Origin of the sequence: Hyphomicrobium sp. (assembly GCF_020852195.1) — a bacterium.
In the GTDB taxonomy this organism is placed as follows: Bacteria; Pseudomonadota; Alphaproteobacteria; order Rhizobiales; family Hyphomicrobiaceae; genus Hyphomicrobium_C.
In genome coordinates, this window is record NZ_JADZBI010000012.1 from 1 (window position 1) to 3780 (window position 3780).

3 protein-coding genes are annotated in these 3780 nt (G+C 66.5%); 2 read left to right on the top strand and 1 reads right to left on the bottom strand.

All coding sequences use genetic code 11. The features are described from left to right. The coding region (locus IT540_RS01170) for an LLM class flavin-dependent oxidoreductase (protein ID WP_291172109.1) at nt 1-1370 on the bottom strand (1370 nt) is incomplete at its 3' end. A 251-nt stretch (nt 1371-1621) separates the two neighbouring features. On the opposite strand from IT540_RS01170, the gene IT540_RS01175 reads away from it, so the two are divergent. Both IT540_RS01175 and IT540_RS01180 read left to right on the top strand, forming a co-directional pair. Beyond that, nucleotides 1622-2692 (top strand): efflux RND transporter periplasmic adaptor subunit, encoded by a 1071-nt coding sequence (locus IT540_RS01175; RefSeq protein WP_291172112.1) that lies wholly within the window; start codon nt 1622-1624, stop codon nt 2690-2692. A 55-nt stretch (nt 2693-2747) separates the two neighbouring features. Next, the coding region (locus IT540_RS01180) for an efflux RND transporter permease subunit (RefSeq protein ID WP_291172116.1) at nt 2748-3780 on the top strand (1033 nt) is incomplete at its 3' end.

The following is a 3780-nucleotide window of genomic DNA, read 5'->3' on the forward strand; positions in this document are numbered from 1 at the left end:
CGTTCGTCTCGACGCGAGGCGGCGTCACCGGCGGTGCCGTGCTCGTTTGCGAAGAAACGATTCTCCGGCCTTGGTAACCCAAGATGCGATCTGAACGTGCTTCCTTCGTACGCACGGCGGAAGAGCCCGCGCCGCTGCAGCTCCGGCACCACCCGGTCCACGAAGTCGTCGAGCCCGCCGGGCAGCCACGGGAACATCACGTTGAACCCGTCCGATCCCCGACCGTCGAGCCACGCCTCCATCTCGTCCGCAATCGACGCCGGCGTGCCGACGAAGGCGAGGCCCGCATAGCTCCCGGCCTTCTGCGCGAGCTGCCGGATCGTGAGGTTCTTGGACCTGGCAGCCTCGACGATCCTCTGCCGCGCGCTCTTGCTGGCGTTGGTCTCGGGAATCTCCGGCAGCGGTTCGTCCGGATCAAAACCCGAGACATCGTACCCGAGCAGGGTGTTGAGAGAGCCGATGCCACTGTCGTAGTGCACGAGGCTGTCGAGATGCGCGCGTTTCGCACGCGCTTCCTCCACCGTGTCGCCCACCACCACGAACGCCGCCGGGAGGATCTTGAGATGGTCGGGATTGCGGCCGACCGCCGGCATGCGGCCCTTAACGTCGGCATAGAAGCGCTGCCCGGCCGAGAGCGTCGATTCGGCCCCGAACACCACCTCCGCCGTCTCCGCCGCGAGTTGGCGGCCGGGCTCCGACGCGCCGGCCTGCACAATCACTGGCCAGCCCTGCACCGGGCGTGCGATGTTGAGCGGGCCTCGCACCGAGAGCTGCGAACCCTTGTGGTTGAGGACGTGCATCCGCTCGGGATCGAAATAGATGCCGTCCTCTACGTTTCGCACAAAGGCATCGTCGGCAAAGCTGTCCCAAAGCCCGGTCACGACATCGTAGAACTCGCGCGCACGCGCGTATCGCGCACCATGCTCGAGGTGCTCCTCGTAGCCGAAGTTCAGCGCCGCATCCGGATTGGACGTGGTGACGATATTCCACCCTGCGCGCCCGCCGCTGATGTGATCCAGCGAGGCGAAGCGCCGGGCGATATGGTAGGGCTCGTCGAACGTCGTGGACGCGGTCGCGACGAGCCCGATGCGCTCCGTCACGACGGCAAGCGCCGACAAGAGCGTGAACGGCTCGAACGATGTCACGGTATGGCTGCGCTTGAGCGCGGCGGTAGGCATGTTCAGCACGGCGAGATGGTCGGCCATGAAGAACGCGTCGAACTTGGCCGCCTCGAGCCGTTGCGCAAAGCGCTTGAGCGCGCCGAAATTGAAGTTCGCATCGGGGTAGGCGCCGGGATAGCGCCACGCGCCGGTATGGATGCTGACCGGACGCATGAACGCGCCGAGATGCAGGTGACGTGATCCGCTCATGGCTTCTCTCCGCGCCGTGGAGTGGCTTGCCCGTGCTGAGATACGGCCCGAGACCGCACATGGCTCACGATGTTTGCGCGCTCCACTGTCTTGCCCAAACTATGGAGAAAATGGAACATGAGATAAGCTTTGCACTTTCAACGAGCGCGGCGGATCGGGGGAGCGACGGATCTCGGGCGTCACACCGTTTACCGAGGGACGACGCCGAAGCCGCGCGTAACTGTTCGGCCATGAAATGTCTTGGGGGATCAATGAGCTCCGGATCTGTCCGTTTCCACCGGTTGCAGCCTGGCACCGTGTCCCTCGGCCTTGCGTCGGCCGCCATCCTGTCGCTTCTGGTAACCTCCGACGCCGACGCGCAACGTGCCCGCCGCAGCGCGCCGACGGAGGCCATCGTCTCCGTCTATGACGTCAAGACCGAGCCCGTGAGCGAGCGCGTCGCCGCCGTCGGATCGGGACGCGCCCTCGCACAGGTGACGCTGACGACACGCGTCGCGGGTGTCATCTCCGACGTGCTGTTCAAGGGCGGCGACCGCGTCGAGAAGGATCAAGTCCTGGTCAAGCTCGCGTCCGAGCCCGAGGCCATCGCGGTCGAGACCGCCGAGGCCCAGCGCTCGCAGGCCTTCGATCAGGTGCAACGCTACAACCAGCTCAACGAGGCCGCCGTCTCGCGCGTCGTGCGCGCGGAGGCCGAGACGGCCCTCAAGGTCGCCGATGCCGCTCTGCGCCGCGCGCGAGAGGAGCTGGAACGGATGACCATCAAGGCTCCGTTCGCCGGCATCATCGGCCTGACGAACCTCCAGGTGGGCGACTATCTCGCCGTCGGCAACCCGATTGCTCCCCTCGACGACCGCTCGACCATCATCATCGAGTTCACGGTGCCCGAGGCCGTGGCGCCCCAGATCAAGACGGACATGCCCGTGCGCGCCAGCCTCGCCGCACGCCCCGGCGAGATCTTCAACGGCAAGGTGGCGAGCGTCGGCACGCGCATCGATCCGGTGACGCGCACGCTATCCGTGCGCGGCGAGATCCCGAACCCCGACCTCAAGCTCATTCCTGGCTCGACGTTCTCCGTCTCGGTCCAGCTCTCGGGCGAGAAATCGCCGGTCGTGCCCGGCCTCGCGATCCAATGGGACCGCGCGGGCGCCTATGTCTGGCGCCTCACGGATGACAGCACCGTCGAGCGCGTCGATGCGGCAATTCTCGCCCGCGACGGCGACCGGGTGTTCATCGATGCAGCGCTGCAGCCCGGGGAGAAGATCGTCAACGAGGGCGGCGGACTTCTGACCGCCGGCCAGAAAGTCAAGCAACTGGGCTCCTGAGAGCGACCTTGTCTGACCATCGTCCATCACACGGGAACGGAACGGAGCCTGCTCCATGAGCACCCACGAGCAACGCCCCGCGACGCCCGGCCAACCCGCGGATGACGGCGGCTGGGTCGGCGTCTTCGTGCGTCGTCCCATCCTGGCGATGGTCTTGAACCTGCTGGTCATCATTGCCGGCATCGCCGCCGTGCAGTCGATCGAGATCCGCGAGCTGCCGGACGTGGACCGCCCCGTCGTCACCGTGCGCTCGAGCTATCCAGGCGCCTCCCCGGAAAGCATGGACGCCCAGATCACGGCCATCATCGAGAGCGCGGTGTCGCGCGTGCAGGGCGTGACCAACATCTCGTCTAACTCGTCCTATGGCTCGAGCCGCGTCGCCGTCGAGTTCTCGACCGCAACCGACATGCAGGTCGCCGCCATGGACGTGCGCGACGCCGTGGCCGGCGTCATCAACCAGCTTCCCAACGACATGGACGACGACCCGCGCGTCGTAAAGGCGGACGCGGACGCCCAGCCGATCATCCGCATGTCGGTTGCCTCCAACACGCTCTCGGAAAGCGAGCTCACCGACCTCGTCAACGACGTCATCGAAGATCGCCTTGCCGCCGTCGAAGGCGTTGCAGCCGCGAACTCCTACGGCTTGCGTGCTAGGACCATCGAGGTGCGCGTCTCCCAGGTCGCGCTCGCCTCGCGCGGCCTTGCCTTGAGCGACGTAATCAACACCATCGGCAAGGCATCCGTGACCACGCCCTCCGGCGCGCTCGAGAACGCGACGCAGCAGTTGATCGTGCGCGCGGAGGCCCCGGTCGACACGCCCCAGGACGTCGCCGGCCTCGAGATCAACGCACAGACCAAGGTCGGCGACATCGCCTTCGTCCGCTGGGCATTCCAGGAGGCGACGGCCCTGACACGGCTCGACGGCCAGACCGCCATCGGCGTCGAGATCATCCGGCAGGCCAAGGCCAACACCATCGCCATCTCGGAGGGCGTGCGCGCCGCCGTGGCGGAGCTTCAGCAATCGCTGCCGCAGGGCGTCACCATCGCCATCACCTCCGACGACACGATCTTCATCCGCGAATCGGTGC